Source organism: Saccharothrix sp. 6-C, assembly GCF_016695385.1.
GTDB lineage: Bacteria > Actinomycetota > Actinomycetes > Mycobacteriales > Pseudonocardiaceae > Actinosynnema > Actinosynnema texasense.
This window is the reverse complement of record NZ_CP064192.1, coordinates 467,548-493,753: the sequence shown is the minus strand read 5'-3', so window position 1 is coordinate 493,753 and position 26,206 is coordinate 467,548. Positions and strand designations below refer to the sequence as shown.

23 protein-coding genes, 3 tRNA genes and 1 other RNA gene are annotated in these 26,206 nt (G+C 68.7%); 9 read left to right on the top strand and 18 right to left on the bottom strand.

Translation table 11 applies throughout. The annotated features are described in order from the left end of the window. Positions 1-133: 133 nt before the first annotated feature. From IOD16_RS02350 to IOD16_RS02315, 8 genes are all read right to left on the bottom strand, one after another. Complete coding sequence (locus IOD16_RS02350; RefSeq protein ID WP_201438696.1) at positions 134-3,271, bottom strand: type I restriction endonuclease subunit R; 3,138 nt, start codon at positions 3,269-3,271, stop codon at positions 134-136. After that, positions 3,271-4,482, bottom strand: coding sequence for a restriction endonuclease subunit S (locus IOD16_RS02345; protein WP_201438695.1), 1,212 nt, complete (start codon positions 4,480-4,482; stop codon positions 3,271-3,273). The genes IOD16_RS02350 and IOD16_RS02345 overlap by 1 nt, the downstream gene beginning before the upstream one ends. After that, complete coding sequence (locus IOD16_RS02340) at positions 4,479-6,479, bottom strand: HsdM family class I SAM-dependent methyltransferase (RefSeq protein ID WP_236594695.1); 2,001 nt, start codon at positions 6,477-6,479, stop codon at positions 4,479-4,481. Before IOD16_RS02340 ends, IOD16_RS02345 begins: the two co-directional genes overlap by 4 nt. A gap of 187 nt (positions 6,480-6,666) precedes the next feature. After that, a tRNA-Ala gene (locus IOD16_RS02335) sits at positions 6,667-6,739 on the bottom strand. 129 nt (positions 6,740-6,868) lie between these two features. Next, on the bottom strand, positions 6,869-7,633 hold the full coding sequence (locus tag IOD16_RS02330; protein ID WP_201438694.1) for a DsbA family protein: 765 nt from the start codon (positions 7,631-7,633) through the stop codon (positions 6,869-6,871). 67 nt (positions 7,634-7,700) lie between these two features. Continuing rightward, the gene (locus IOD16_RS02325) at positions 7,701-9,017 is read right to left on the bottom strand and encodes an MFS transporter (protein WP_201438693.1); all 1,317 of its coding nucleotides are present in this window, start codon (positions 9,015-9,017) and stop codon (positions 7,701-7,703) included. A gap of 61 nt (positions 9,018-9,078) precedes the next feature. After that, complete coding sequence (locus IOD16_RS02320) at positions 9,079-9,891, bottom strand: GNAT family N-acetyltransferase (protein WP_201438692.1); 813 nt, start codon at positions 9,889-9,891, stop codon at positions 9,079-9,081. Between the two features lie 4 nt (positions 9,892-9,895). Beyond that, entirely contained in the window at positions 9,896-10,996 is a 1,101-nt protein-coding gene (locus IOD16_RS02315; RefSeq protein WP_201438691.1) for a glycosyltransferase, read from the bottom strand. Between the two features lie 28 nt (positions 10,997-11,024). On the opposite strand from IOD16_RS02315, the gene hrpB reads away from it, so the two are divergent. The 4 genes from hrpB (at position 11,025) to IOD16_RS02295 (ending at position 16,021) form a co-directional block, all read left to right on the top strand. Beyond that, complete coding sequence (gene hrpB, locus IOD16_RS02310) at positions 11,025-13,349, top strand: ATP-dependent helicase HrpB (RefSeq protein ID WP_201438690.1); 2,325 nt, start codon at positions 11,025-11,027, stop codon at positions 13,347-13,349. A 55-nt stretch (positions 13,350-13,404) separates the two neighbouring features. Beyond that, positions 13,405-13,830, top strand: a complete 426-nt coding sequence (locus tag IOD16_RS02305) for a hypothetical protein (protein ID WP_236594694.1) — start codon at positions 13,405-13,407, stop codon at positions 13,828-13,830. Continuing rightward, a complete protein-coding gene (locus IOD16_RS02300) occupies positions 13,827-14,438 on the top strand; it encodes an alpha/beta fold hydrolase (protein ID WP_201438688.1) in 612 nt (203 codons plus the stop codon). The genes IOD16_RS02305 and IOD16_RS02300 overlap by 4 nt, the downstream gene beginning before the upstream one ends. Positions 14,439-15,259: 821 nt before the next feature. Then, positions 15,260-16,021 (top strand): hypothetical protein, encoded by a 762-nt coding sequence (locus IOD16_RS02295; protein ID WP_201438687.1) that lies wholly within the window; start codon positions 15,260-15,262, stop codon positions 16,019-16,021. A gap of 25 nt (positions 16,022-16,046) precedes the next feature. Here IOD16_RS02295 and IOD16_RS02290 read toward each other — a convergent pair whose 3' ends face one another. After that, entirely contained in the window at positions 16,047-16,379 is a 333-nt protein-coding gene (locus IOD16_RS02290; RefSeq protein WP_236594693.1) for a PadR family transcriptional regulator, read from the bottom strand. A 343-nt stretch (positions 16,380-16,722) separates the two neighbouring features. Between IOD16_RS02290 and IOD16_RS02285 the strand changes: the two genes are divergently transcribed. Then, entirely contained in the window at positions 16,723-17,028 is a 306-nt protein-coding gene (locus IOD16_RS02285) for a hypothetical protein (RefSeq protein ID WP_201438686.1), read from the top strand. Beyond that, positions 17,025-17,837 (top strand): hypothetical protein, encoded by an 813-nt coding sequence (locus IOD16_RS02280; RefSeq protein WP_201438685.1) that lies wholly within the window; start codon positions 17,025-17,027, stop codon positions 17,835-17,837. Before IOD16_RS02285 ends, IOD16_RS02280 begins: the two co-directional genes overlap by 4 nt. Positions 17,838-18,033: 196 nt before the next feature. Here the strand turns inward: IOD16_RS02280 and ssrA are convergent. Then, positions 18,034-18,406, bottom strand: a transfer-messenger RNA (tmRNA) gene (gene ssrA, locus IOD16_RS02275). A 169-nt stretch (positions 18,407-18,575) separates the two neighbouring features. Here ssrA and IOD16_RS02270 point away from each other — a divergent pair. Both IOD16_RS02270 and IOD16_RS02265 read left to right on the top strand, forming a co-directional pair. Further along, positions 18,576-19,823: a sensor histidine kinase gene (locus IOD16_RS02270; protein ID WP_123743903.1), complete on the top strand. Its 1,248-nt coding sequence runs from the start codon at positions 18,576-18,578 to the stop codon at positions 19,821-19,823. Next, on the top strand, positions 19,811-20,455 hold the full coding sequence (locus IOD16_RS02265) for a response regulator transcription factor (RefSeq protein WP_201438684.1): 645 nt from the start codon (positions 19,811-19,813) through the stop codon (positions 20,453-20,455). The genes IOD16_RS02270 and IOD16_RS02265 overlap by 13 nt, the downstream gene beginning before the upstream one ends. Here the strand turns inward: IOD16_RS02265 and IOD16_RS02260 are convergent. The 6 genes from IOD16_RS02260 to IOD16_RS02235 all read right to left on the bottom strand — a co-directional run bounded on the left by IOD16_RS02260 (position 20,442) and on the right by IOD16_RS02235 (position 25,182). Further along, complete coding sequence (locus IOD16_RS02260; protein WP_268957730.1) at positions 20,442-21,296, bottom strand: amidohydrolase family protein; 855 nt, start codon at positions 21,294-21,296, stop codon at positions 20,442-20,444. The genes IOD16_RS02265 and IOD16_RS02260 overlap by 14 nt on opposite strands. Continuing rightward, positions 21,293-21,769 carry an SsrA-binding protein SmpB gene (gene smpB / locus IOD16_RS02255; RefSeq protein WP_123743904.1) on the bottom strand — a complete coding sequence of 159 codons (477 nt, stop codon included), beginning with the start codon at positions 21,767-21,769 and terminating at the stop codon, positions 21,293-21,295. The genes IOD16_RS02260 and smpB overlap by 4 nt, the downstream gene beginning before the upstream one ends. 47 nt (positions 21,770-21,816) lie before the next feature. Beyond that, positions 21,817-22,719: a permease-like cell division protein FtsX gene (ftsX, locus tag IOD16_RS02250; protein WP_123743905.1), complete on the bottom strand. Its 903-nt coding sequence runs from the start codon at positions 22,717-22,719 to the stop codon at positions 21,817-21,819. A 53-nt stretch (positions 22,720-22,772) separates the two neighbouring features. Continuing rightward, positions 22,773-23,462: a cell division ATP-binding protein FtsE gene (ftsE, locus tag IOD16_RS02245; RefSeq protein ID WP_123743906.1), complete on the bottom strand. Its 690-nt coding sequence runs from the start codon at positions 23,460-23,462 to the stop codon at positions 22,773-22,775. A gap of 67 nt (positions 23,463-23,529) precedes the next feature. Then, positions 23,530-24,630, bottom strand: a complete 1,101-nt coding sequence (gene prfB, locus IOD16_RS02240) for a peptide chain release factor 2 (RefSeq protein ID WP_123743907.1) — start codon at positions 24,628-24,630, stop codon at positions 23,530-23,532. A gap of 51 nt (positions 24,631-24,681) precedes the next feature. Then, a complete protein-coding gene (locus IOD16_RS02235; RefSeq protein ID WP_123743908.1) occupies positions 24,682-25,182 on the bottom strand; it encodes a PadR family transcriptional regulator in 501 nt (166 codons plus the stop codon). Positions 25,183-25,559: 377 nt separating this feature from the next. Between IOD16_RS02235 and IOD16_RS02230 the strand changes: the two genes are divergently transcribed. Further along, on the top strand, positions 25,560-25,757 hold the full coding sequence (locus IOD16_RS02230) for a hypothetical protein (protein WP_053717392.1): 198 nt from the start codon (positions 25,560-25,562) through the stop codon (positions 25,755-25,757). A gap of 51 nt (positions 25,758-25,808) precedes the next feature. Here IOD16_RS02230 and IOD16_RS02225 read toward each other — a convergent pair. Both IOD16_RS02225 and IOD16_RS02220 read right to left on the bottom strand, forming a co-directional pair. Next, positions 25,809-25,885: transfer RNA gene (locus tag IOD16_RS02225), tRNA-Met, on the bottom strand. A gap of 230 nt (positions 25,886-26,115) precedes the next feature. Further along, positions 26,116-26,189: transfer RNA gene (locus IOD16_RS02220), tRNA-Met, on the bottom strand. Positions 26,190-26,206 lie beyond the last annotated feature (17 nt).

Genomic DNA, 26,206 nt, shown 5'->3' with positions numbered 1-26,206 from the left:
AGGCGGTGGTGACAGGCTGGGCGGTGCGGTCGTGGTCCCAGGTACGGCAACGGCAGACGAAATAACCTCGCTGGCCGTGACTCGTGGTCCACGGCTGGCACCGAGGCAAGCTGCTCTGCACGGCCAGCGCCGCTCACACCTCCGTCCGCTGATCGATCGCGGCCTCGTAGAAGGCGTCTGCGAGGGCCATGATGACAGCGCTGATGCCAGGTCCGTCGCTGAAGAAGTAGTCCGCCATGGTGTTGTGGGCTTCTTGGTTGTCGACGACCGCCTCAGTGACGGCCGCCTGGAAGTCCTGCGACTCCATGAACTGCTTCTTCGAGTTGACCTTGGTCTGACTGATCAGGTCCGGGTAGGTGAGCAACCGCTGCACCAGTCCCTGCACGAACTCACGGACCTGTGACGCGGTGAACGACTCAGCGCCGAAGAGGTCGTTCATCTTGTCGATGACAACCTGGAGTGCGACGTACTTCGGCTCCTTCCGGGTGCCGGTGCCTGCGGCGCCGATCCCCTTCAGTTCACCGTCCCCGGTCAGCGAGATGTCGACCGTGGTCCCCTTGCTGTGCTTGACCCCGACCAGGACCACATCGGAAAGGTCGACCTCCGCGGCCCAGGACGAGTCTGCGATGACCTTCTCCAGGAGCCGCAGGAAGATCGACAGCATCTCCATGTACGCGTCGCCGTAGTCGACGATCTGACTCATGAAGTCGTAGAGCCGGACGAGGGTGGAGACGTCCTTGCGGAACAGGTCGAGGGTATTGAGGGTGACCTTGTCGCCAGCCTCGATCGCAGCAGCGTAGCGGCGGGCGAACTCGTTCTTGGCGGGGCTGATCGCAGCTGAGAGCGCGTTGTTGCCCTTCCGGGTGACCCATAGCCCTGCGACTTCGCGCACCTGCTCCGGCGTGTAGATCCCAGCCTGATCGAGCTTGGTGGCGAGGTGGAACACGACGTACGGGTCGGTCTCGGTCTCCAGTGTGGCGTTGGTGAAGTACGGCTCGAACGCGGTCCGGATGTCCTCGGGCTTGTTCACGAAGTCGATGACGAACGTCTTGCGCTTCTGCTCCCCGCCCGCGGTGCGGTGGGTGCGGTTGAGCCGCGAGAGCGTCTGCACCGCAGCGACTCCGGAGAGCTTCTTGTCGACGTACATCGCCGAGAGCAAGGGCTGGTCGAACCCCGTCTGGAACTTGTTGGCGACCAGCATGACCTTGTACGTCGTGCCCTTGAAGGCAGAGGCCAAGTCCGAGCCGGCACCAGGGTTCAGGTTGACCTCGGTGAACTCGTCGTCCTTGCTCGGCTGCGGCCCCCAATCCGAGACCCACTCCTCGTCCTCAGCCATTGTCACCGAGCCGGAGAAGGCGACTAAGGTGCGGTAGTTGTACGAGGCGTCCTGGGTGGCACGCTTGGCGATGTAGGCGTCGATCGCCTTCTTGTACTTCACCGCGGCCTTGCGCGAGTCGGTCACGACCATCGCCTTCGCCTTGCCCTCCAGCAGGTGAGCGACATTGGCGTGGAAATGCTCGACGATGATCTGTACCTTCTGGCTGATGTTGGTGGGGTGCAGCTTCACCCACCGCATCAGCCCTTTCCGCGCTGCGGCCTCCTCCACCACCTCGTTACCATCGCCGCTCTCGGCCTGACCAGCGATCTTCAGTGCAGTGTCGTAGGACTGGTAGCCCCTGAGCACGTCGAGGATGTAGCCCTCCTCGATCGCCTGCCGCATCGAGTAGAGGTGGAACTCGACCGGCTTCCCGTCAGGGCCCTTGCGACCGAAGAGCTCCAAGGTCTTGTTCTTCGGCGTCGCGGTGAACGCGAAGTAGGAGATGTTCTTCGACTCGGCCCGCTCGGTCATCTCCGCGGTCAGGATCGCCTCGACGTTGACGGAGCCGCCCTCTTCGATCTCCTTGACCTCCTCGGCGGTCAGCACCGCCTTGAGCTTGGAGGAGATCTGACCGGACTGCGAGGAGTGCGCCTCGTCCGCGATCACCGCGAACCGCTTGCCCTTCAGACCCTTGTCGGCCCGGATCTCGTCGAGCGCGAACGGGAAGGTCTGCACCGTCACCGCGATGATCAGCTCACCGTTCTTCAACGCGGTCGCCAGCAGCCCTGACTTCGACTTCGCCCCCGCCTTGCGGACGTCCTCCGGGCTGATCGTGGCCACGATGTTCCCCGACCCGTCGATCTGCCGGATCGCTTCCTGGAGCTGCCCGTCGAGCACCGTACGGTCCACGACCACGATCACCGAGTCGAAGACCTTCTCGTCGTTCCCGTGCAGCCGCGCCAGGCGGTGCGCGGTCCAGGCGATGGTGTTCGTCTTCCCCGATCCTGCCGAGTGCTCGATCAGGTAGCGCTGTCCCACCCCTTCCTCGCGCACCGCGGCCACGATGTTCGTCACGGCCTCCCACTGGTGGAACCGCGGGAAAAGCATGCTCGTACGCCGCGCCGAGGTGCCGGTGGCGACGTCCCACTCCTCCTTGGTCTCCACGATCATCAGTCGGCCGATGATGTTGAGCCAGGCGTGCTTCTCCCAGACCCGCTCCCACAGGTACGCCGTCGCCGACCGCCCGTCCGTGGCGGGCGGGTTCCCCGCGCCAGCGTTGTAGCCCATGTTGAACGGCAGGAAATGCGTCTTCTCCCCCTCCAACTTGGTGGTCATCGCGGCCAGGTCGTTGGAGACGGCGAAGTGCACCAGCGCTCGATGCCCGAACGACAGCAGCGGCTCCGGCCGGCCGTTGGTCAGCGGGTTCCGGTTCTTGCGGTACTGGTTGATCGCCTCGTCGAGGGACTGAGTGAAGTCGGTCTTCAACTCGACGGTGGCCACCGGTAACCCGTTGACGAAGAAGACCAGGTCGATGCTGCGCTGATCTGCGGTGGAGAAGTGCACCTGCCGCATCATCCGCACCCGCATGGCCGCGTATTGTTCGTTGGTGGTCGTGTTAAGGCTGGTCTCGGGGCGGAACTGCGCCATCTTCAACCGACCACCACCGATGTACTGCACCCCGTTGCGCAGGATGTTCAACATCCCGCCACCATGTTCGAGAGGCTTGTCAAGTGCAGCAACCAGCACGTCGAGGAACTTCGTCTCCGACCCTGCCGCCTTCAGAGCCTTGTCATACGCTGTCTTCTGAGTCTCCTCTAGCCAGGCGGATAGGTCCGCAGGGAAGAGCGCCCGCTCCCGGTCATACCCGGTGTCATTGACTGAGTAGAGCCACCCCTGGGTGGCCAGATACTCGCAGATCTCAATCTCGAAGACGCCCTCGTGGTGGTCCGCCATCAGACCATCTCCCGTACGTCGGTTTGACCCGTCACCGCCGCCGTTATCAATGCCGCACGACGCTCACGGGCAAGTTCGATAAACCGCTCAGTTTCCGCGATCAACATGTCAATCTTGGCAGTCTGCTGGTCGAGATACGCCGCGATGCGACGCTGCTCTTCCAGGCTTGGAAGCGGAATCGGCGTCTTCGCCAACGTTCCGAGGTTCAGCCGACGGAAGGTTGCCCCCATAATCTCGCGGTCCCAATAGTCCGTGGTCTGCCGCGACAGCAAGACCCACACGACGAACCTTGTATCCACGAGATCATGACGCAGTGCCACCCGTACCGTGTCCTGCGTAAGATTCCCCCCTGCTAGTTCGTCGGAGACGACTGCGACCTTTCCATACGCCGGACCAATCGAGACGATCACGTCTCCTCCAGCAAGAACCGACCGCTGGTATGCAGCTGCAATCTCTGGTGCGGTCGTCCGCAACGCAACACGCTCTGGCGAGCGTCCCTCTCCAACGATGTCCGATGGACCAACGTAGACAACGCCGCCGTCGACCGGCGGTCCGCACTGAAGAATTCCGTAGGTCATGGGACGTTCACGGTCGACCAGCCGACGGAGACGAGTCACGTCGTAGCCGTTCAACTCCTCGGCGATCGTCGCTACTCGGCGCTCACGGAGCATCTCGATCAGGCGCTGCTGCTCCTCGATAAGCGTATCGATGCGGGCGGTCTCGCGGTCGAGGTAATCGGCGATCGCACGCTGCTCGTCTGCGGGCACGAGGGGTGCGGTCATCGACTGCAGTTCACTAATGTTCAACCGGGGAGTTCTAACGTTCCCGGCCTCGGTTCCGCCGATGCCCCGAACTAGGCTTGCCATCGTCGCCACAGTGAATCCGCTGGTCAAGAAGTAGTTCAGCCAACGCTTGTCGACTGTCGCGTCGACTCGCAGCACCGCGTAGTCCGGGCTGACGACCCCATCCTCCGGCGCGATGCCGAGTGCGCCCTGGAACGCCCGCATCCGGTTGATGACAAGGTCGCCAGCGCGGCAGAGCTTGTAATTGGACAGATCCTCGGAAGCCGCCCGTGTGGTCGTGTCCGACGCCTCCCGACGTCGGACACCCCAACTGATCGAGACCGACAGCAGCGGCAGTGCTTCGGCTTCAGCCCCCGCTCGCACGTCGGATTCGGTGAGCAGCCACTTGAGACGGATCGAGTCGATCATCCTTCGACCTCCCGCAGCAGATCGAGGATCTTGGCGACCTGCTTCTCTAGGTCGGCGTCGATCTCGGAGAGGGGGCGGGGTGGGGTGTACTTATAGAAGTGGCGGGTGAAGGGGATTTCGTAGCCCGTCTTGACCTTGGTCCAGTCGATCCAGGCGTCGGGGACGTGAGGCTTCACCTCTGCCTCGAAATACGATTGAATGACCTCGACCTTGCCATCCGCACCGGCGGTCGAGCCGCCGTAGGTGAACGGGACGTTCTCGGTGTCGCGCTTCTTCGAGTCCGGCTTCGCCTGACCCTTGCGGTCGACAACCGGCTTGCCGGACTGGTCGAGGAGCGGGCGCTCAACCGTGATCGTCCAGTAGCCGAACTCGTCGGTACGCAGCACCTTGGAATAGTCCGGGTCAGCATCCCTGAAGGCGGCGTACAACTTCACCACCTCGTCGCGATCGGCGTCGCTGATCTCGCGGCCCTTAGAGCCGAGGTTCTTCCGCATCTTGGTCCAGAACGACGCGCCGTCGATGAGTTGGACCTTGCCCTTGCGCTCGGAGCGCTTGTCGTTGTCGAGGATCCAGATGTAGGTGGCGATGCCGGTGTTGAAGAACATGTTGGTCGGCAGCGCGACGATGGCATCGATTAGGTCGTTTCCCAGCAGCCACTTGCGGATGTTGGAGGGTCCGGACTCGGCAGCGCCGTTGAAGAGTGGCGAGCCGTTCATCACGATCCCGGCCCGACCGCCGCCGTCCTCCGGTGCCCGCATCTTGTGCACCAGGTGGAGCAGGAAGAGCATCTGCCCGTCCGAGGTTGCCGGCAGGCCGGGGGCAAACCGGCCGTAGGGGCCTGCTTCGTCACGTTCCTTCGTAACCGCCTTTGCGTACTGCTTCCAGTCGACGCCGTAGGGCGGGTTAGACATGCAGAAGTCAAACTGGCGACCCTTGAACGCGTCATCGGTTAGCGTGTTGCCGAAGGCGATGTTGGTCGCGTCGTGACCCTTGGCAAGCAGGTCGGACTTGCAGATCGCGTACGACTGCGGGTTGTACTCCTGGCCGTACAGACTCAACTTCGCGTCGGGGTTCTGCGCGAGCAGGTGCTCCTCAGCCAAGGCGAGCATGCCGCCGGTGCCCGCAGTGGGATCGTAGAGCGTGCGGACGATGCCAGCCTCGGTCAGGTCGGCGTCCTTCTCAGCGAAGAGCAGGTCAACCAGCAGCCGGATCGCGTCCCGCGGCGTGTAGTGGTCGCCCGATGTTTCGTTAGCGGCCTCGTTGAACTTGCGGATGATGTACTCGAACGCATCGCCCATGTCGGCGTTGGAGACGACGTCCGGATGCAGGTCGACGGCCTTGAAGGAGGTGATGACCTCGCGCAGGAGCCCTGCCTTCTCCAAGGCGAGGATCTCCTTCTTAAAGTCGAAGTACTCGAACACATCAACATCGGGCGAGAACCGGTCGATGTAGTCGGCCAGGTTGTCCGCCAGCCCATCGGCATCAGCCAGCAGGTTGGCGAAAGAGTAGTGCGAGGTGTTGTAGAACGGCCTGCTGGTCGCCTTCTTGACCTCGATCTTGAGCCGGTTCGGGTTGTCGTACTTCGCAGCCAACTTCCGGACCGTCTCCCGGTCGGGCTCAAGGATGCAGTCGAGGCGGCGCAGGATCGTGAGCGGGAGGATCACGTTGCCGTACTGGTTGGGGCGGTATGGACCCCGAAGTTGGTCGGCGATCGACCAGATGAAGCTACCGAGGGTGCTCACAAGGCTCCTCACGAGGCTCACTCGATGATGAACGCTGGACGCCCAGCGCGAGCTCGTGCGCCGTCCGAACAGGCGGCGCACAGGCCGCGGCAGCCGGTGCGTCACAGGAGCATCTTTGCGTACACAGCATTGCGCCTTCGTCACAACGGTCATCGATACAGCCACCTGCGGCGTTAGCGTCGAGATCCAGGACAGCATCGGCCTGGGAACCAGCATCGTCCCAGCGAACGGTGCAGATGGGTCCTGCAGTCTCACCGGTTACCACCTGGATGGGCGACAGGCTCCTGGAGCAGTCCGCGACCCCATTCCACGGGATCTCGGCCCCTGCTCCAGTTTTGCTCCAGTCAGGCGTGCAGCTGTCCACAGTGGACCGACATACAAAATCGCCCGCCGAACCTGTTTTACCAGGTCAAGCGGGCGATTCATGTGCTGTACTCGATTGTGGAGCTGAGGGGACTCGAACCCCTGACCCTCACACTGCCAGTGTGATGCGCTACCAGCTGCGCCACAGCCCCTTGCCTGCACGTTTCCCGGCGGTTGGGGCCGCCGTTCTCGTGTGGCAATACCGTACAACACGGCACCCGCAAGGACGAAATCGGGGGGCACCTTACGGCATCCGGCCTGCTGAGCGGGGGTGTGCGGGGCTACTTGAGGAGGTTGGTCAGCCAGTCGCGGTCGTCCCACTTGACGACTTCGCCGTCCCTCATCACGGTGGGGGTGCCCTCGAACTTGCCCGTCGCCCGCACGGCGTCCAGCTCGGCCTGGGCGTCCTGCTCGTGCGTCCCGCTCTGCACGCACTGCCGGAACGCGTCTCCGGTGATGCCGAGGTCCGTGCCGAGCTTCACCAACTCGTCCTTGGTGTGCCCCGGCCCGCCTTCCTCGGGTTGCCGCAGGAACAGCGTCTCGTGGTACTCCCAGAACTTGCCCTCGTCGGCCGCGCACAGTGCGGCGTTGGCCGCGTCGCGGGAGTACCCCTCGGGGTCCGAGAGCCGGTTGAGGTACGGCAGGGCGTGGTAGCGGACCTTGAGCGTGCCCGCTTCGATCTCCTGCTTGATCTGCTCGCCGTACGCCTTCTTGAACGCGCCGCACGCGGGGCAGAGGAAGTCTTCGTACAGGTCGAGGGTGACCTTCGCGCCGTCCTTGCCGACGATCACGACGCCGGCTTCGCGCACGATGGGCGCCGACACGCCGGCGACCGAGGGCGGGTTGGCCAGGGAGTCGTCCGTGCCCGGGTCCGAGCCGGAGGACGACCAGATCACCCCGCCGATGACGGCCACGGCGAGCACGACGACGACCACGACGCCGATGATGACCTTGTTGCGGTCGTTGGACGCGCCGCGCGCCGAGACCACCGCCTTGGTCGCTTGCTGCTGCTTCTTCTTCCGAGCGTTGCGCTCCGCGCCACCCACCGCACTGCCCTCCCGGTCAAAACCCGGCCCGCAGGCTACCGAGAGATGCTGAGCGGAACCTGAGCGCTCACGCGTCCGGTTGACGCGGACGACCGGCCACGCGCTCGCCGACGGGCACCTCGGGGCCCTCGTCGAGGCACCCCGACTCACCGGCCACTTCCGATGCGACGTGCGTCTCCTCGGTCTTCGGCAGGGTCTCGGGCGCGAACAGCCAGAAGACCATCGCCACCGCGGCCATGGCACCCGTCAGGGTGAACGCCGCCTGGTACGAGAACTGGTCGACCAGCACGCCGGCGAGCAGCGGTCCGACGATCGCGCCGCAGTCGGCGACCATCTGGAACGCCGCCAGCACCGGCCCGCCCTTGGCCTTCGTCCCGATCACGTCGGCCACGACGGCGTTCTGCGGCGGGTTGAGCAGTCCGGCGCCGATACCCGCGACGAGGGACGCCACCATGAACATCGGCACGCCGACGCTGAACCCGAGCCACACCGTGCCCACCGCGGACACCGCGAGCCCCGCGATGCCGACGGGTTTGCGGCCGATCGTGTCGGAGAGCTTCCCGGAGATCATCAGCACGGCGGCGTTGCCGGCCGCGAACACCGACAGCGAGATGCCGGCGATGGCGGGTGTGCTGTGCAGCGCTTCCACCACGAACAGCGGCACCAGCGAGATCCGCACGCCGAACACGGCCCAGCCGTTGGCGAACCCCGAGGCCAGCGCCGCCCGGTACGCCGACAGCCGCACGGCCGCCCGCACGGGCATGGACTCCTGTTCGATGGACTTGTCCAGCGCGGCGGCGAGCGTGGACCGGCGCAGGAACCACCACACGAACAGCGCGGCCACCACGAGCGCCGCCGCGTACGTGACGAACGGCACCTGGATGGAGATCTCGACGAGTGCCGCGCCGACGATCGGGCCGCCGATGTTGCCGAGCAGGAACCCGGTCGCCCACAGCCCGGACGCCCGGCCCCGCATGGGCGCGGGGGTGATGCGGATCAGCAGGCCGACGGCGGCGACGGTGAACATGGTCGACCCGATGCCCGCGAACGACCGGAACACGATGAGCTGCCAGTACGCGGTGGCGAAGCCGCACGCGCCGGTGCCGACGGCGACGATGAGGATGCCGACGATGTAGACCCACGTCTCGCCGAACCGGTTGACCAGGCGGCCGCTCATCGGCGCGAACAGCAGTCTGACCAGGGCGAACGAGCTGACGACGGCGGACACGGCGAAGGTGCCGACGTCGAAGCTCTTGGCGTACGCGGGCAGGACGGGCGCCACGATGCCGAACCCGAGGGCGATGATGAAGCTCGCCACGACGAGCACCCACACCTCGCCGGGTAGCCGGGGCTTGACCTTCACGTCGGACCCGGTCCCCAGCACTGTGCGCCCCTTCCGATCTCCGTTAGCTGTGCTAAGGATATGCGCTCCGGCAACCGATTACTCAATCGAGGAGTTCGTCCACCCTGCGCGCATAGGCCGTCACCGGGTAGCAGACCTCGAAGCCGCACGCCTCGACGAACCGCTCCCCCGCGCCGCCCTCGGCCACGTGCGAGGCCACCAGCATCGCGCCGGCCTGCCGCAGTTCGACGACCACGCCGTCGACCAGCGCCTTGCCCAGGCCGCGACGACGGCGCGCGGGCCGCACGACGGCGTGCTCGACGAGCCCGATCCGGCGCTCGCCGAACCCGGACGCGAACCCGCCGACCCGGTCGCCGTCGTCGACCACGACGAACGCGCACCGCGGGTCGTCCAGCCGTTGCCCGAGGTGCCGCAGCAGCCTCGGCCCGTCCACGCCCAGGTCGTCGGCCAGCAGCTCGGCGATGCCGGGCAGGTCCGCGTCCGACGCCGGCCGCACGAGCGGCGACCGCCGCGCGCCTCCCCGGTGCACGACGGCCAACGACTCTTCCACCGCGTGCCACCCGGTGTCGTCGGCGATGCCCTCGATCTCGGCGACCGTGGTCGGCGACGCGTACAGCACCGCCTCGGCGCGCCCCACGTCGGCGAACGTCTGCTCCAGCCGCATCAGGGTGCCCGCGACCTCGGCCGACGACCCGTACACGCCGCACGCGTGGTTGCCGCCGGGCAGCGGGTTGTCCCGGTTGACCACCACCTGGGCCACGCCGACGCGGCCGACCTTGCCGTACCGGACGGCGCCCGCGGCCAGGCGGGCGGTTTCCACCAGTCCGGCCAGGTCACGGGCCCGGTACGGGTCCAGCAGGTCGGGGTCGTCGGGATCGCGCAGCGGGTCAACCACGACGTCAGCCTCGCACGTCCCGGCCCTTCCACTTCGTGGTGCCGCGCAACGCCCGCCACGCCGCGTCCAGCGACAGGACGCCGAACGTGACGTAGGCCAGCGGCGCGAGCACGGCCGCCGGCTGGGGCTGCCGGGACCGCCGCAGGAAGATCCACTCGGCGAGGGACTGGCCGAGCCACGCCAGCATCCCGCGCTTCGACCCGCGCAACGCCGTCACCACCGGCACGACCCCGTACGCGATGTGCGCGAGACCGGTCGACCCGAGCGACAGGAACGCGCCGGCCGGCCCTTTCGCGTACAGGGAGGTGCCGGCGACCATGCTCTTGCGCATCGACGCCCACGTGCCGCCGAACGTGTCCAGGCCCGACGTGACCAGCGAGTCCCCGCCGTCCACGTACCGCGTCCGGCCGCCGGTGTCGCGGACCAGCGTGGCGAAGCCGACGTCGTCGGCCCGCGACCCGGCGATCGCGGCCCAGCCGCCCGCCCGTTCGTAGGCCGCGCGGCGGACCAGGATGCAGTGCCCGACGGCCAGCGCCATGCCGCGCCGCCCGTCCACGGTCGTCGTCTCGAACAGCAGCTGGTTCACCGGCGGCAGCAGCAGCCACCAGCCGGCGCTCGGCTGGGCCCCGCGCCCGGAGGTGGACACCAGGTCGAGGTCGTCGCGCCGGGCGCCCGCGAGGAGCCTGCCGACCAGGTCGGGCGCGGCCTCGGTGTCGGCGTCCACGAACAGCAGCCAGTCGGTGTCGGCGTCGGCGGTGCCCACGTGCAGCGCGTGCACCTTGCCCGCCCAGCCGGAGGGCGGCCCGGAGCTGCTGACCAGCCGCACGCGCGGGTCCTCCGAGGCGTGCCGCCGCACGATCTCGGCGGTCCGGTCGGTGGACGCGTCGTCGACGACCACGATCCGCAGGTCCGCGTGGTCCTGCCGGCGCAGGCCGGTGAGGCACCGGTCGATCGTGTGCTCCTCGTCGCGGGCGGGCACGACGACGGTCACCGGACCGGCGTCCACCTGCGTCGCGGGCAGCCGTTCGACCTCCTGCCACACCTTGATCGTCACGGCCGCGCGGGCCAGGGCCACCGTCGCGCCGAGGACACCCCATTTCCCCATGGGTCCACAGTGGCACAACACTGGGGCCGTGGAACTGCCGAACCTGCCGATCCGCCCGCTGCTCGGCGAGATCGCGGCCACGCTGACCGCGCACGGCTCGGCGGTGCTGGTCGCGCCGCCGGGCACGGGCAAGACGACGTTGGTGCCGTTGGCGCTGGACGGTCGCGTGGTCGTGGCCGAACCGCGCCGGCTGGCCGCCCGCGCCGCCGCCGCGCGGATGGCGAGCCTGCTCGGCGAACCGGTGGGGCAGACCGTCGGCTACTCGGTGCGCGGTGACCGCAAGACGTCCCGGCACACGCGGGTCGAGGTGGTCACCTCCGGTCTGCTGGTGCGGCGGTTGCAGCACGACCCGGAGCTGGCGGGTGTCGGCACGGTGCTGCTGGACGAGTGCCACGAGCGGCACCTGGACGCGGACCTGCTGCTGGCGTTGCTGCTCGACGCCCGCGCCGGGCTGCGGCCGGACCTCAGGCTGCTGGCCACGTCCGCGACCGTGGCGGCCGAGCGGCTGGCGCACCTGCTCGGCGACGCGCCGGTCATCCGGGTCGAGGCGCGGACGTTCCCGGTCGACGTGGTCCACACCCCGCCGGCGCGCCGGGAACGGGTCGAAGCCACCGCATCCCGCGCCATCCGCCAAGCCTTGTCCGAAGTGGACGGTGACGTGCTGGCGTTCCTGCCGGGCGTGGCGGAGATCCGGCGCTGTGCCGCGCTGCTCGGCGACGACGTGGACGTGCTGCCGCTGCACGGTCGCCTCACCACCACCGCGCAGGACGACGCGTTGCGCCCGGGCGCCCGGCGGCGGGTCGTGCTGGCCACCGCGATCGCCGAGTCGAGCCTGACCGTGCCGGGTGTGCGCGCCGTCGTGGACTCCGGGTTGTCCCGGGTGCCGCGGGTCGACCACCGGCGCGGGCTGTCGGGCCTGGCCACGGTCCGGGTCAGCGCGGCGGTGGCCGACCAGCGCGCGGGCCGGGCGGGACGTGAGGCGCCCGGCAAGGTCTACCGGTGCTGGCCCGCGCACGAGCACAGCACGCTGCCTCGCTACCCGGAGCCGGAGATCCGCACCGCCGACCTGACCCGGCTGGCCCTCGAGCTGGCTTGCTGGGGCGTGCCGGACGGGACCGGCCTCGGCTGGTGGGACGCGCCGCCGCCGGGTGCGCTGGACGCGGGCCGTTCGGTGCTGCGCGCGCTCGGCGCGTTGGACCCGGACGGTGGCGCGACCGATCGGGGCCGCCGGATGGCCGACCTCGGCCTGCACCCCCGGCTGGCTCGGGCGTTGTTGGACGGCGCGGCGGCCGTGGGGGCGCGCAAGGCCGCCGAGGTGGTGGCCCTGCTGGACGACGACCGGGCCAGTTCCGGGGTCGAGCTGTCGACCCGTGACGCCGACCCGCGGGAGGTCCGCCGCCTGGCCGCGATGGTCGAGGGCACGGGTCACGGCGACCCGGCCCTCGTGGTCGCCCTCGCCTACCCGGAGCGGTTGGCGCGCAGGCGTTCCCCCGGTTCCCCGGTGTACCTGATGGCCGGCGGCACGGCGGTGGAGCTGCCGCCGGGCAGCGGGTTGGCCGACGCCGAGTGGCTCGCCGTGGCCGTCGCCGACCGCGAGGCGGGCCGCGCGCACGGCCGCATCCGCCTGGCCGCGCGCGCCGACGAGGAGCTGGCGGTGACCGCCGCGTCGTCCCTGCTGGCCGTCGAGGACGACGTGCGGTGGGACGGTGACGTGGTGGCGAACCGGCTGCGCAAGCTGGGCGCGATCACGTTGTCCAGCAAACCGTTGCAGGACCGCGAGGCCATCCGCGCCGCGCTCCTGGACGGCTTGCGCGCGGAAGGCGTGGGTCTCCTGCGGTGGGACGCGGACGGGCTGCGCACGCGGGAGCGGATGGCGTTCCTGCACCGCGTGATCGGCGACCCGTGGCCGTCGGTGGACGACGACGCGCTGCTCGCCGTGGTCGACGTGGGTGACGCGCGCCGCAAGGCGGACCTGGCCCGCATCAGCGGCGAGCAGGTCGTGCGCCGGCTGCTGCCCTGGCCCGCCGCCGCGCGGTTCGACGAGCTCGCGCCGGACCGGCTGGAAGTGCCTTCGGGTTCACGCATCCGGGTGGACTACTCCGGGTCCGAGCCGGCGCTGCCGGTGAAGGTGCAGGAGGTGTTCGGCTGGACCGAGACCCCGCGCCTGGCCGACGGCCGCGTGCCGGTCGTGCTGCACCTGCTCTCCCCCGCGGGTCGGCCGACCGCCGTCACCGGGGACCTGGCGTCGTTCTGGCGGACGGGCTACCCGCGGGTCCGCTCGGAACTGCGGGGCCGCTACCCGAAGCACCGCTGGCCGGAGGACCCGCTGACCGCCCACCCGGCCCGCCGCTAGCTACTTGACGGGATGCGTCAAGTACTTGACGATAGCCGTCAAGGAGGTGACGCGAGTGCTCGCCGAACAGATCGCCACGATCATCCGCACGCGGCTGCTCGACCCGTTGGAGATCCTCTTCGACGACGTCGGCGACCTGCCGTCCCGGGCCGACGAGGTGGCACGACGCATGGCCGCGGCCATGCGGGGCGACGACGACGCGGCGGCCGTGCACGCCATCGCGCGGCTCGTCGGCGCGCTGTACCCCGGTGACGAGCCGTTCGACCCGCCCGCCGACTGGTGGCGCACACCGCTCGGCCAGGTCGTGGCGCGGCGGATGGGTCACCCGGCGGCGCGGGCGGTGTCGTACTCGGTCGCCGGCGCGATGCTCGGCGTCACCAAGCAGGGCGTCCACGACCTGGTGCGGCGCGGCAAGTTGGAGCGGAACGCGGACGGCGGCGGCGTGACCGTCGCCTCGGTACGAGCGAGGTTGGGCGGATGAAGGTGCTGGCACTGCACGGCGCGGGCGGTTCGCCGGCGGACTGGGACGAGGTGATCGCGGCGATGGGCGGCGTGCACGAGGTCGTCGCCTTACCGCTGACCGGCCCGTGGGACTGGGACTCGGTCCTGGACCGGATCGAACCGCACGCCACCGACAACCCCGCCGTGCTCGGCATGTCGCTGGGCGGCATGGTCGCCGCGCTGTGGGGCAGCAGGCACCCGGAGTGCCCGGCCGTGATCAACCTCGACGGCCACGGCGTGCCAACCCAAGCGCAGCGCTACCTACACCCCGACGCCGTTGCGGAAGAAATCGCAACGCTGCGCGAATTGTTCCGCGCCTACGGCCAACCCGACCTGCAACAGGCCTTGGAAGACCTCGACTGCTTCGACGTCTTCCGCGGCCTCCACTGCCCGATGCTGCTGGCCCTGGCCACCAGGCCGCTGCCCGGCCACCCCTTGTTCGAGCCGTACCGACAGGGCCTGGCCCGCGACCTCCCGACCTTGCCGCCGAACGTCGAAGTCGTCCACGTGGACACCACCCACGCCATGACCCGGGAAGACCCGGCCATGGTCGCCACCCTGGTCAACAGCTACCTGGCCGACCGCTGACACCACCCGGCCCGACCGTCCGGTGGATACCTCGCCGGCGGTCGACTTCGCCAAGCGGATCACCTCCGCCGACAAGCGGCACACCCCGAACGGCCGCACGAGTCCTACCCAGAGTAGAACGCCGCACATAACGGCAATCGAAGTCCGTCCGACAATCGCTGTCGTATCACTCTTCCGAGTGATATGACAGCGTTGTCATTCCATTCGGGCCGGACAACGGAAATCTCAGCGTGTGCCGAGGCGATATCGAGGTCGCCGACCTTCACCCATCGGTTGGACCGAACAGCGCGGGCCACTCGGCGCAGCCGCGAGTCCGCTCGCCGACGAGGACCGCCCGGCGGCAGACCACACCTCCCTGCGTCAGGCATGCTTGATAACAGCGTCACGGCGACACGCCGTGCCCGGATCATTCAGCCCGGCAGGTCCCATTCGTCGTGAAATCATCCTGTCGGGTGAACGGCTAACCTATATTGAGTACATCAGTCACCGAATAGGTAGAGTTTGCTCATGTTCTGGCAACGCCGGAGAGCTGCCCGTCGTGTTCTCGACGTGCTCGCCGCGGCCCCGAACCGGGAGATGACGGCCAGATTCCTCGCCGGCCAGGCAGGAATGGGGCCGGCTCGGACCCACGTCGCATTGGTGACGCTCAGGAAGAAAAGATGGGTCTTATCGCGCTGGAGCCGCCCCGACGAGCATGATGTGCGACTTCGCAGTCCGCTGCTGTACCGGGCCAGCGCATATGGGCTGTGGGTGGCGAGCGGCCGAGGAAAAGGACCGCGCCCGGTCGTCGAATGGCAGCCGGAGTACGAACGGCGCTTGCCTTGACGAGTGGCGCGGCAGGCGTCGGCCTGCTTGCCGGCATCGCCGGTGGATTTCCGCACGAACCGCAGTCGACCTCGCCCGTCCCGGTGCCGGCGACCCTTCTCCTGCTCGGAGTGCTGAGCGCAGTCGTCTACGCGGTGCGACTGGTGCGGGTACTGCGCCTGTACCCGGCGGCGAATCACCGCCTGACCCTGCTGCTCCTCGCCCCGCTGCTGCCCAGGCGAGAAGCAATCCTCTGGGTCCCGGAACTGGAACAACAGTTCGCGACGCTCAGCCCCGCCACCCGAAAAGAGTTGACCACGGACGTCATCCGCTCGTTGCCGAGCCTCCTCGGCACGACGTGGGCGGTCTCGGCGGTGACGAAGATCGACCCCTTGCACGGTGCCGTGGAGCGAGTGGTCCTGTCCGCGGTCAGGTGGCGACTCGGGCCGGTCGACGTCGCGTTCCAGTCACCGGCGCCGATCTGGCCGACCGACGAACGACGGTGGTACCGGCTGAAGGCGCGGTGCTCGACGTTGCGCCGCAACGCCTGGTTGCTCGACCATTTCGTCAGCGAACGCCGGCACCCGGAACTCGTCAGCCGGGCGAAATGGTTGAAGGACCGGTGCCGTGATTTCCTAGAGGAGCAGACGCAACTGCGGCCCGCCGCGCCTTACCGCCGCTGCACGGCGCACGAAGCAGCCTTGCTGCTGGAGATCGGGCACACCACGTCGACGGTGCACGAGCTGATTGTTCGGGCACTCGCCCGGGGAGGTGGCTAGGGTGCCCGCCGACCCGCGAGTCGGACTACGAAGTGCCCTCGACCGTGGCGTTCCAGATCGGAAGCGATTCAGCCAGGCTCTTCGTCGTTTTGCGAAGTGCTTCGCGAGCCGATGCCGCACCGTCCTCGGTCAGGCGGTAGTAGCGCCGACGCGGTCTTCGCTCGTCGTGCGGATCGACCTCTTCCCATCGATCCTCAATCCATCCGGCGTCGAGCAGCCTGGTGAGGATCGGATAGGTGCTTCCAGGCAACAGATTCGTGCGTTCAGCGATCTCGAGCCCGTACAACTCAGCCGTGGGATCGGCGAGGAGGGTGTGAAGGACTGCCTGCGTTTGAACAGTCATCCGCAGTGCTGGCACGGGGTGAACCCTATATGGCCTAGCCGCACCTGGACACAGTGGTGTGCGTCGAACCACCCTTCAGTGCAGCCCAACTGGGTGAACGGCCTAGCGCTGTGACCGGCATAGCACGAAGCCGACACGCGCCGCCACACGGATGGACCAGCCACCGTGTTCGCGAACGCCACCTCATGGGAACACGAGCCGCTCGCGGTTCGCGACCGGCGGTCCTGCCAATACAGCGCGCCACACTTTCGAGTGACGACCCTATGATGAGAAAGACTTAGGACATAAAGTCTGACCACGCTAGACGGTTGTCCAGCACCCGCACCGATATTTCACTTCTCCCGAGGTAAACCCCACGATGACCACCCCTCAGCGCCGCCGATCCCCCGCGGGAGCGGGGTTACCCCGGGGCGCCCGCCTGCCGGGGCAGCTGGCACTCGGCGGCCTCGCCGTGACGACGCTGTCCACCGGCCTGTCGTGGTCGCTCACCACGGCGTTGCTCGTGCTCGCGGTCGGGGGCGCCGGCGTCTTCGCCTTCGCGATCTGCGCCCGACGCGACGAACCGTGGCAGCGCCTGGCCGAACTGGTTCGCCTGCTCAGGCCCGAGCCTCGGGTGCCGAGGCCGACCGCGAAGAGCGCACAGCAGGCGCGGAACAGCCGGTGAACCAAGAGGTGCAGCGGTGCCTCCGGCTCGCGTCCCTGGCCGCCCTTCCGCTGGGGGTGGCGATCGGCACGACGCTGAGCGATTCGCCGTGGGTGCCCGTGGCCGTCGGGCTCGGGTCGTCGTTCCTCTGGTCGCTCGCCACCCTCGGCCTGGTCCTGTGGCACCGCGTCCGCGCCCTGCACCGGAGAAGTGGCCACTGGGTGCTCACGGTCGTCGCCGCCGGGTTCCCGCACGACCGCGTCGACCTGTGGCTGGAGGAGATGCGCGGCCAGTTGCTCGAACTGACCGGGAAGGCCCGGCGCGAGTACCTCGTGAACCTCGCGACGACCGCCACCCGCAACTGGTCGTGCTCCTGGCGGGCCCGGTGGCAGCACGCGAGGGCCGCCCGCTTCCGCGGCGAGGAGCACAAGCTCGCCCACGTGCTCGGCCGGATGCTCGCCCCGGACGGGCAGCGGACCACCGCCGTCGACCTGTCGCACGCGACCGGCCTGTCACGCCTGCGCTCCCGGCAGCCCTCGCGTCACGTGCCGGCGTTGATGATGGCGAGGCGCCTGCTGTCGACCCGGGCCCCGCACCTGGCGCGAGCCCGCGACCTCGCCCGCGACCTGCTGTCGACGCGGGAACGCATCTACGTGATCACCCTGCAGCTTCGTCGCGACCCCGTGGCCGGCTGGCTGCGCGACCACCAGGAGCCGTACTCCCGCCACTACGCGGAACTCGCCCGGCTCCGGACCCGAGCGCAGCAGCAGGCCGAACACCTGCGCGCCGAGCTGAACGCCGCCGCCGGGCGCTGCGACCGGCGACCCTGATGCCCCCACCCCGGCCGCCACGAACCACACCTCACACCACCTGCGAGCCGCACCGATCCGCCCTCACACCACCTGCGAGCCGCACCGATCCACCCCTCGCACCACCTCTGGGCCGCAGCGGATCCGCCCCTCGCACCCCCGGAAAAACGACGAGCGAGGTGGTCCGCGCGTTCCGCGGACGCACCTCGCCCAGAGCGAGTGGAGGTGCCGGGAATCGAACCCGGGTCCTCTGCCGCATCATCAAGGCTTCTCCGTGCGCAGTCCGCTACATCTCTACTCGGCCCCGGTGATCACGCGGACAAGTCACCGTGATGAGCCCAGCCACTGTGGGTGTCCCGACCGTCCCCCGTGGCCGGGGACGGCGGTGAGCCTCCTAGCTGATGCCGGCGACCGGAGCGGAGGCTCCTCCGGGCCGACAGCGTCGCTCCTAGCCTCAGGCGGCGAGGGCGAACGCGCGCTGGTCGTTAGACTCGGCGCTTATTGGTTTGCGATGACGCTTACGGTGGTCTCTCGCCTGCACCGGCACGCTTCCCTTGAATCAACGCACAAAGTCGAAACCGTTCACCCCCGTGTCGTGAGGTACTGCTCCCGCACAGCATAACCCCCCGCCGTCCCCGGTTCATTCCCATTACGTTGGTAGGGCTGTCCCCACCCCTCGCCGACCGGCGGACCTGATGGTCCCGACCACCCGTTCGAGCGATGCTGGTCGGGGCAACATCGGGCGTGAAGGTGGGGGACATGACGACGCGGGTCAACCCGAACATCGGCCGGGTCAGCGGGTACTTCCTGCTGAACCTGGTCACCGGGCTCTTCTGGTTCGTCCTGCTGGTGGCGTTGGGCGCGGTGAGCATCGGCACCGCGGTGATCTGGGTCGGCGTGCCCCTCGGCGTGCTGACGCTGACCGTGGCGCGCGGCGCGGCGACGGCCGAGCGGTCCTGGTTGCGGGCGACCCTCGGCGTGGACATCCCCCGGCCGTACCGGGCGCTGCCCGAGGGCGCGACCGCCCGCGCGAAGGCCATCGCGAAGGACCCGGCGACGTGGCGCGACCTGGCCTACTGGTTGATCATGCTGCCGCTGGGCGTGTTCGAGTTCGCGCTCACGGTGACGCTGTGGGCGGTCGTCGCGGCCACCGTGCTCCTGCCGTTCTACCTGCACTGGCTGCCGATGACGTGGGAGGTCACGTTCAGCGCGGGCAACGTGTGGCTGATCGACTCCTTCGCCAGCGCGATCCCGGTCAGCGTCCTGGGCCTGCTGTTCGGCGTCCTGTCGTACCGGGTGCTCAAGGCCCTCGGCCGGGGTCACGCGCTGCTCGCCCAGTCCCTGCTCGGCCCGTCGCGCTACGGCGTGCTGTCGGCCAAGGCGGAGCAGCTGTCGGCCAGCCGGGCCCGGGGCGTGGAGGCGGCCGAGGCGGAACGCCGGCGCATCGAACGCGACCTGCACGACGGCGCGCAGCAGCGCCTGGTCGCCGTGGCCATGGGCCTCGGCCGGGCGCGCAGCAAGATGGAGTCGGACCCGGACGGCGCGCGCGAGCTGATCGCCGAGGCGCACGCGGACGCCAAGCTCGCCATCTCCGAGCTGCGCGACCTGGCCCGCGGCATCTACCCGTCGGTGCTGGGCGACCGCGGGTTGGACGCGGCGCTGTCGTCGCTGGCCGCGCGGTCCCCGATCCCGGTCGAGGTGGAGGTGGACGTCGAGCCGCGCCCGCCGACAGCCGTGGAGAGCACCGCGTACTTCACCGTCGCCGAGACGCTGACCAACGTCGCGAAGCACTCCGGCGCGACCCGGGCGCACGTGAAGGTGTCCCGCACGGCGAACTCCGTGGTGGTGGAGGTCACCGACGACGGTCGCGGAGGCGCGGAGGTGCGCCCGGGTGGTGGCCTCGCGGGCCTGGCGGACCGGGCTGCGACGATTGACGGCGTGGTCGTCGTGGTGAGCCCGATCGGCGGGCCGACCGTGATCCGGACGGAGCTGCCGTGCGCGTGGTGATCGCGGAGGACTCGGTCCTCCTGCGGGTGGGTGTGCAACGCCTGCTGGCCGACGAGGGCATCGAGACGGTCGCGGCGGTGGAAGACGGTGGCGCGCTGCTCGCCGCGATCGACGAGCACCGCCCCGACCTGGCCCTGGTGGACGTGCGGATGCCACCGACGTTCACCGACGAGGGCCTGCGGGCGGCGATCGAGGCGCGCAAGCGCATCCCGAACCTGCCGGTGCTGGTCCTCTCGCAGTACGTGGAGGAGCGGTACGCGGTGGAGCTGCTGGCCGGCGGCGCGAACGGCATCGGCTACCTGCTCAAGGAACGCGTGGCGGACGTGGCGGAGTTCGTGGCCGCGGTCCGCCGGGTCGCCGACGGCGGCACGAGCATCGACCACGAGGTCATCACGCAGCTGATGGCCCGGTCCAAGCGCAACCCGGTCGACTCGCTCACCCAGCGTGAGCGCGAGGTGCTCGGGCTGATGGCGGAGGGCCTGTCGAACGCCGCCATCGCGGCTTCGCTGGTCGTGTCCGACGGCGCGGTGGAGAAGCACGTCGGCAACATCTTCGCGAAGCTCGGCCTGGAGCCCAGCACGAGCGAGCACCGCCGGGTGCGCGCCGTCCTGGCCTACCTCAACCTGGGTTGAGCCCGAGCAGCCTGGCCCCGTTGTCGTGCAGCACGGCCCGTAGGAACGGCTCGCCGAGCCGGTCGTCGGCGGCGGCCCAGCCCTCGATGGCGGCCAGCTGCGCCGAGTAGTCGTACGGGATGTTCGGGAAGTCGGAGCCGAGCACCACCCGGTCGGCCACGTCGACCAGCCGCGACGCCCAGTCACCCGGCAGCGCCGCCCGCGCCTCGGTGAACGGCACGCCCACCATCGTGGTGTCCAGGTGCACCCCGTCGTACCGGGCGACCAGGTCCAACGCGCCCAGGTAGTCGGGCATCCCGGCGTGCGCCAGCACCGCCACCAGCGACGGGTGCCGCCGCAGCACGTCCTCGAACACGTCCAGCCCGGTGTGCGCGCCCGGCACGGGCCCGTGCCCGCAGTGCACCACCACGGGCACCCGGGCCTCGGCCAGCAGGCCCCACGCGCCGTCGAGGGCACGCGGGTCGTAGCCGCCCACCTGCACGTGCGCCTTGAAGCACCGCGCGCCGGCCGACAACGCCCGCGACACGTACGCCTCGACGCCCGGCTCCGGGTACAGCGTCGCGGTCGGCACGGCGCCGTCCACCCGCGACCCGAAGTCCAGCGCCCAGTCCGTCAGCCACTCGCCCATGCCCGGCTTGTGCGGGTACACCAGGGGCGCGAACGCCACCACGCCGAACGACCGCAGCGCGGCCAGCCGTTCGGCCTCGGGCAGCCGGTAGCGGATCGACCAGTCGACGCCGTAGTGCCGCGACGCCTCGTCGAAGAACGCCCACACCTTGTCCAGCACGCGCTGCGGCATGAAGTGCACGTGCACGTCGACCAGGCCGGGCAGCCCGTTCAGTAGCGGCCCTTCAACGCGCGGCCGTGCGCCTTCTGGATCTCCCGCTCCGCGTCCCGCTTGGCGAGGTCCTGCCGCTTGTCGTAGGACTTCTTGCCGCGCGCCAGGGCCAGTTCGACCTTGACGTACCCGTCCTTGAAGTACATCGACAGCGGGATCAGCGACAGACCGCTCTCCTTGGTCTTGCCGATCAGCCGCTCGATCTCGCCCTTGTGGAGCAGGAGCTTGCGCTTGCGGCGGACCTCGTGGTTGGTCCAGGTGCCCGCCACGTACTCCGGGATGTGCAGCGCGTGCAGCCAGATCTCGCCGTCGTCCACCTGGCCGAAGGCGTCCACGAGGGACGCCCGACCCATGCGGAGGCTCTTCACCTCGGTGCCGACGAGCACGACACCGGCTTCGAAGGTGTCGAGGATGGTGTAGTCGTGCCGAGCCTTGCGGTTCGACGCGATCACCTTCTGACCGCGTTCCTTGACCATGACCGGAACCTTACGTGAGCGCGCCAGCGGTTATCGGCAGCCGGAACCTACAAGCGCACGTAGAGACGCAGCGTGACGTAGCCGGTCAGCGCCGAGATCGCGATCGCCACACCGACCAGGATGGGTGAGAGGAAGAGGATCTCCACCATGCTCACCTCCGGGATGATGTTGGCCGCGAACAGCTCGCCGAGCACCCGGTTGAGCAGGAAGAGCTTCGTCACCACGAGCAACCCGATCGAGGCGACGGCGCCGATCACGCCGGCGACCACCGCCTCGATGAGGAACGGCAGCTGGGTGTACCAGCGGGTGGCGCCGACCAGCCGCATGATGCCGACCTCAGTGCGCCGGGTGAACGCCGATACCTGGATCGTGTTGGAGATCAACATCAGCGCGGCGAACGCCTGGAGCAGCGCCAGCGCCAGGGCCGCGTCGCGCACGCCGTTGAGGAAGCCGAACAGCCGGTCCAGGTCCTCGCGCTGGTCGTCGACCTTCTTGACGCCCGCCTTGCCGGTGAACGCCTGCACGATCACGTCGGACCGCTGCGCGTCCTCCAGCTTGACCCGGAACATCGCCGGGATCGCCTCGGGGCGGGCCAGCTTCGCCAGCTCCGGCTGCGACTCGAAGACCTTCTTGAACCGCTCGAAGCCCTTGTCGCGGTTCTCGTAGACGACCGTCTCGACCCCGGACGTGGTCTCCAGCTGGCTGCGCAGGCTCGAGCAGGGCTGCTGCGTGCAGTCCTTGTCGTTCACGCTGATGTCGTTGGTGAGCATGACCGCCACCTCGAGCTGGCCGAGGTAGTCGTCCTGCATCTTGCCCACCATGTTGACGACCAGCAGGCCGACACCGAGCAGGAAGAGCGAGATCGCGGTCGTGAGGATCATCGCGATGGTCATCGTGACGTTCCGGCGCAGGCCGGTGACGACCTCGCTGAACACGAAGCTGGTACGCATCGGGGGGAACGTTCCTCAGGGTCGGGGGATGAGGGGGTCCGGCGGCCTCGGGCTCAGCGGCCCACGCCGTAAACACCCCGCGCGTCGTCGCGGATGATTCGGCCGTTGTCCAGCTCGACCACGCGGCGGCGCATGGAGTCGACGATGGAGTGGTCGTGGGTCGCCATCACCACCGTCGTGCCGGTGCGGTTGATCCGCTCCAGCAGCAACATGATGTCCTGGCTGGTGTCGGGGTCCAGGTTCCCGGTCGGCTCGTCGGCCAGCAGCACCAGCGGCCGGTTGACGAACGCGCGGGCGATCGCCACCCGCTGCTGCTCACCACCGGAGAGCTCGTGCGGCATCCGGTCGGCCTTGCCGTCGAGGCCGACCAGCTGCAGCACCTCGGGCACCACCTTCACGATGGTGTTGCGCGGCTTGCCGATCACCTCCAACGCGAACGCGACGTTCTCCGCCACGGTCTTGTTGGTCAGCAGCCGGAAGTCCTGGAACACGCAGCCGATGGACTGGCGCAGGCGGGGGACCCGGCGCCGGGACATCTTGGCCACGTCGAAGTTCGACACGTACACGCGGCCCTTGCTGGGCACTTCCTCCCGCAGCAGGAGCCGCAGGAACGTGGACTTCCCGGAACCGGAAGGCCCGATGAGGAACACGAACTCACCCTTGTCCATCTCGACCGAGACGTTGTCGAGCGCGGGACGCGCGGAGCTCTTGTAGACCTTGGACACGTGTTCGAGGCGAATCACGAGGCGCGAGTGTACTCGCGGGCGGGGTGAAGCCCTCGTCTCGCCCGCCGGATGGGGGCTTGACCGATCAGGACTGCTGCTGCTTGCGCCAGCGGATGCCGGCTTCCAGGAAGTCGTCGATCTCGCCGTCGAGCACCGCGGACGGGTTGCCGACCTCGTGCTCCGTGCGCAGGTCCTTGACCATCTGGTAGGGGTGCAGCACGTAGGAGCGCATCTGGTTGCCCCAGCTGGACCCGGTGTCCTTGAGCGCGTCCATCCTCGCCTGCTCCTCCTGCCGCTGCCGCTCGAGCAGCTTGGCCTGGAGCACGGCCATCGCGGTGGCCTTGTTCTGCAGCTGCGAGCGCTCGTTCTGGCAGGAGACCACGATGCCGGTCGGGATGTGCGTCAGGCGCACCGCCGAGTCGGTCGTGTTGACGCCCTGGCCACCGGGGCCGGAGGAGCGGTAGACGTCGACCCTGAGGTCCTTCTCGTCGATGTCGACGTGGTCGGTCTGCTCGACCACGGGCACCACCTCGACGCCCGCGAACGACGTCTGCCGGCGGCCCTGGTTGTCGAACGGCGAGATGCGCACGAGGCGGTGGGTGCCCTGCTCGACGCTGAGCGTGCCGTAGGCGTAGGGGGCCGTGACGCGGAACGTGGCGGACTTGATGCCCGCCTCCTCGGCGTAGGACGTGTCGAACACGTCGACGCCGTAGCCGTGCCGCTCGGCCCACCGCGAGTACATCCGCAGCAGCATCTCGGCGAAGTCGGCCGCGTCGATGCCGCCCGCCTCGGCACGGATGGTGACCAGCGCGTTGCGCTCGTCGTACTCGCCGGACAGCAGCGTGCGGACCTCCAGCGAGGAGATCTCGTCGCGGAGCTTCGCGCGGTCGTTGTCGGCCTCGGCGAGGCTGCCCGCGTCACCTTCGTCCTCGGCCAGCTCGTACATGATCGACAGGTCGTCGAGGCGCTCGCGCAGGGTCGTGATGCGGCGCAGCTCGCCCTGCCGGTGCGAGAGCAGGCTGGTGACCTTCTGCGCCTTCTCCTGGTCGTCCCACAGGTCCGGCCGGGCCGCGGCCTGCTCCAGCTCCGCGACCTGGGCGCGCAGCGCATCGAGGTCCATGACCGCCTCGATGCTCGTGAGCGTGGCGGAGAGGTCCTTGATGTCTGCTTCGACGTCGGGATTCACGTCCCAAGATTACGCCGGCACCGGTCGCGGAGTGCGACCGGTGGGCGCGATTCAGGCCGTCGGGATGGCGTCGAGCAGCTTGAGCACCGCCTTGGCGTGCGCCAGGCCGAACTCGGCGACCGCCTTGGCGTAGGCGTCCTCCGCGGTCTTGGCGGCGATCTTCTGGGCCTCCTGGTGGGCGCCGTAGCTCGCGCGGGCGGAGTCCACGAGCCCTTGCCGCTGTTTTGCGGTCAGGGAGCCCGCGTGCACCAGCCGCAGGATCAGCGGGCTGCGCAGGTGGTCCGGTCCAGGCTCGGAGAGCAGCCAGTTCTTGAACGCCTTCTTGCCCGCCGCGGTCAGCACGTACTGCTGACTGGAGCGCGGGCCCTGCTTGCCGAGGCGAAGCAGGCCCGCGTCCGCCAACGCGGGCAGCTCGCGGTAGACCTGGCTGCGGGTGACGCTGAAGAACGCGCCGAAGCGCTCTCCGGCCTCAGCCACGAGCTGGCCACCGGTCTTGGGTCCGTCGTGCAGCAGCCCGAGCAGGGCGGCCGCCGTCGCATTCAGGTCCGACACCCCACCAACGGTGCCACGCTCACCGGCCGCTGTCCACAATGGTCAGCCGTTCTGTCCACTGTGGCTGATCACGGGCTAGTCGAGTTGGGCCAAGCGGAGCAACGCAAACATCGCTGCGTAACCGCCCGCTGATCAACGCCACGCGTTCGGCCTCTTGACCCGGTCTGTCCACGCCGAGTGGAAATCCATTGAGGCACAAGGGAAGCCGCACTTTGCGTTCACTCGAACGGCAGCGCGGGGTCACGCGCCGCTGCCACCCGGCTCCGCCCGCACCATCGGGCGATAGCACAACCCGGTGATGTCGTGCTCTCGACGTGGCAAACACGTCGGGTGGTGGGACCATTACGTCGGGTGTTCGTACGACTGGGAGGTCAGCTGTGGGCATCAAATGGACGACGGGGACGAAGGTAGTCCGCAACGCCCGCGCCTGGGCGTCCGGCACGATCCCGGAGCAGGCGGGCAAGGACGAGTGCATGGTGTGCGGCAAGCAGATCCGCAGGCACCGCACGGTCAGCGGCGAAGGCCGGGTGTGCTCCCTCACGTGCGCCCAGTACTGGGCCGAGAACATGACCTGAGCACGCGCAAGCGAAAGGCCCCCGGAGTCGTGACTCCGGGGGCCTTTCACGTGGTAGCGGGGACAGGATTTGAACCTGCGACCTCTGGGTTATGAGCCCAGCGAGCTACCGAGCTGCTCCACCCCGCGCTGTAAGGACAACTATACACGCCCTGAAAACCACTTTTCACCGGGGTCCCCCAACCGGCAAAACCCCAGCTCACCCAGCCGAAACGCCATCGCATTCCCGCTGCCGGCGCCGGTCCCGCTCCTCCGCCGAACTCGCACCGGACGGAGTCCAAGGGCTGCGCCCCGGTTCCCCGCCGTAAATGCGAAAAAGCCGTGTTCACGATCTCCGTGAACACGGCTTTCCCACTTTGTAGCGGGGACAGGATTTGAACCTGCGACCTCTGGGTTATGAGCCCAGCGAGCTACCGAGCTGCTCCACCCCGCGCTGCATTTAGAACTCTA